At 40.2% G+C, this 2,210-nt stretch carries 1 protein-coding gene and 2 pseudogenes; all 3 read left to right on the forward strand.

The window, feature by feature from the left end; all coding sequences use genetic code 11:
• Positions 1 to 1,163, forward strand: a pseudogene (locus J5566_RS10375) (T7SS effector LXG polymorphic toxin); the annotation flags it as partial.
• Position 1,164: 1 nt separating this feature from the next.
• Positions 1,165 to 1,551, forward strand: coding sequence for a hypothetical protein (locus J5566_RS10380; protein ID WP_208563179.1), 387 nt, complete (start codon positions 1,165 to 1,167; stop codon positions 1,549 to 1,551).
• Positions 1,552 to 1,559: 8 nt separating this feature from the next.
• A pseudogene (locus J5566_RS10385) lies at positions 1,560 to 1,984 on the forward strand (hypothetical protein).
• Positions 1,985 to 2,210 lie beyond the last annotated feature (226 nt).

Genomic DNA, 2,210 nt, shown 5'->3' on the forward strand with positions numbered 1-2,210 from the left:
TAGACTTGGCTTTAGGTGCAGTTACTATTGCAGTAGGTCTTGCGGCTATTGTAGCAACAGCAGGTGCTGCGACCCCTTTGGTTGTAGGTGCAGGCATTGTAGCAGGAACAGGTACAATCGCCTATGGTGCTTCCAATGTGGCAGAAGCAGGACAAGATATTTACCTAGGCTACAAAGGTGATGGTAAAACCTTAGCCATCAACCCTATCCGAGATACCCTCTTCATGGGAAATGACAAACTATACCATCAAGTAGGAGGGCTCTTTACAACCACCAGTGCCGTGATGATCCCCATCGGACAAACACAGAGTGTGACTAAAGGCCTCGCTGAGTTTGCGATAGGCGAGGTTGGAGGCTTTGTCGGAGGTCAGGCAGGCTATCACGGCACCAAATTTCTAGGGGGAAGCGAAGCAGATGCACAACGTGCAACCTTTGTAGGCAGTATTTTAGGAGGCTTTGCGGCATCGTCTGCGGCAAATAAGTTTAGTTTGAATGATGTGGGTAAAACTAAGGTCACTTCATTTATGGATGAGATGAGTCCTGAAGATGCACGAAGGTATGAGCAGTGGAACAAGTATGTTGAGGCAGGCATCAGCCCTGAGGATCGTGTTCGAGTGCTGGAGATTTCAGAGAAGGCACCAACAATTAAACTGAAAAATGGACTTGATAAAAAAACATACTTTGAAAAAATTGAAGCTATTGACAAGAATATTACTCCAAGGCCAAATCCTGACAAATATCTTGATTCAGATTACATTGAAGCGCATAGGCGACAATTTGATAATGGGGCTATTAAATTTCAGAAATTTACTCCTGAAGAAGGTGGCTTTAATAATGGAGCTATTGGGAATCCTAAGGATCATGTGGCCTTTGTCATGCCCAAAGATGTTGGAGAAACGCTCATTGAAGTCAGTAAAGGGGACCCTAGAATCCTTGAAGATTTGTTGGGTCTTCATCCAGGTGATTTAGGTGATTCGCCGGTCGCTATTGATATTCCAGCTGAAAATTTGCACAATGTTCGTATTCCGAGTGGCAATGAAGATTCTGCCTTTGATGGCTATTGGAAACCAGGTGGTCGTACTTATCCAGGTGATATGCCAGAAGCGGTTGTGGATGAAGTGTCTTGGGGAGACTTTACGATTAAACATTTAGGAGGAAATTAATATGGGAATTACAGATATCACATGGGAAGAATATGAAACTTTTAACAAAGTGGGAACACCAGACAATCTTTACATTCGAGAACATAATGGGACTTATTATACTGTTTTTGAACTAGGTATTGCTTCGGTTCGTCGTATTTTTGATATTAAGGCCGCGGATTTTAATGCATATATGTCTGGAAAATACTCAGCGGATGATTTACTTTTTAAGGCGCAAAATGATTCCTGGCCGCCAAAAGTAACACAATTAGAGGCTGATAAAAATTTCTTGAGAGATAATCCAGAGCTATTGAACAATGATGTTGCCAATCAAAAACTTTTTACAAGGAAAGAGCTAGAAGAAATACTACCGGCGGGAAGTGAAATATTGGCTAGTAGTGACAGTTGAGACTACACATGGAAAAAAGTGGATTAAGCTGGGAAGATGTCATAAAATTTGAAGAAGTCAAAGGCTACGGGGAACATATTTGGAAAAATCATGACCAATACTACTATGTTACAGAAGAAGGAGGCATTGCCGTACAACGAGTCGTTTATGAACTGCCAAAGGACTTGTTTGAGTTATTGGAACGCAACGAAAAAAGCATGGCAGATATCCATTTTAAGTTGAGATATGATTCCTGGCCACTAACGGAAGAACAAAAAAAGCCAGAGAAAAGCGTTCTATTGAAGAGAGTCCCACGACTCTAATAGACATACCAAAATTTAGAGCGTTGTTTACCCAAGAAGAACTAGAAGAAGATTACAATATAAGAAAATGGGCAGATAACTGTCAGATTTTTAGAGGGAACAGAGGTAGATTTGTAAGAAACTGTGACTGAAAGGTTGCAGTTTTTTGTGTTATAATTAGAAAAACAGATTTATAACACGGTGTCAAGTTATGGAATATATTTTGAGTAATATGTATGATGAATTCATTACAGGCTATTTCAGTAGCCATTGATGATTTATAAGTCAGGTAGTCCTATGCGGGCTACCTGACTTATAATTGAAGGAGAAGATAATGAAATTTTTTCAAAAGAAAAAACAGAACCAGGATCAATTTAA

The organism is Streptococcus suis (genome assembly GCF_017601095.1).
Lineage (GTDB): Bacteria > Bacillota > Bacilli > Lactobacillales > Streptococcaceae > Streptococcus > Streptococcus suis_Z.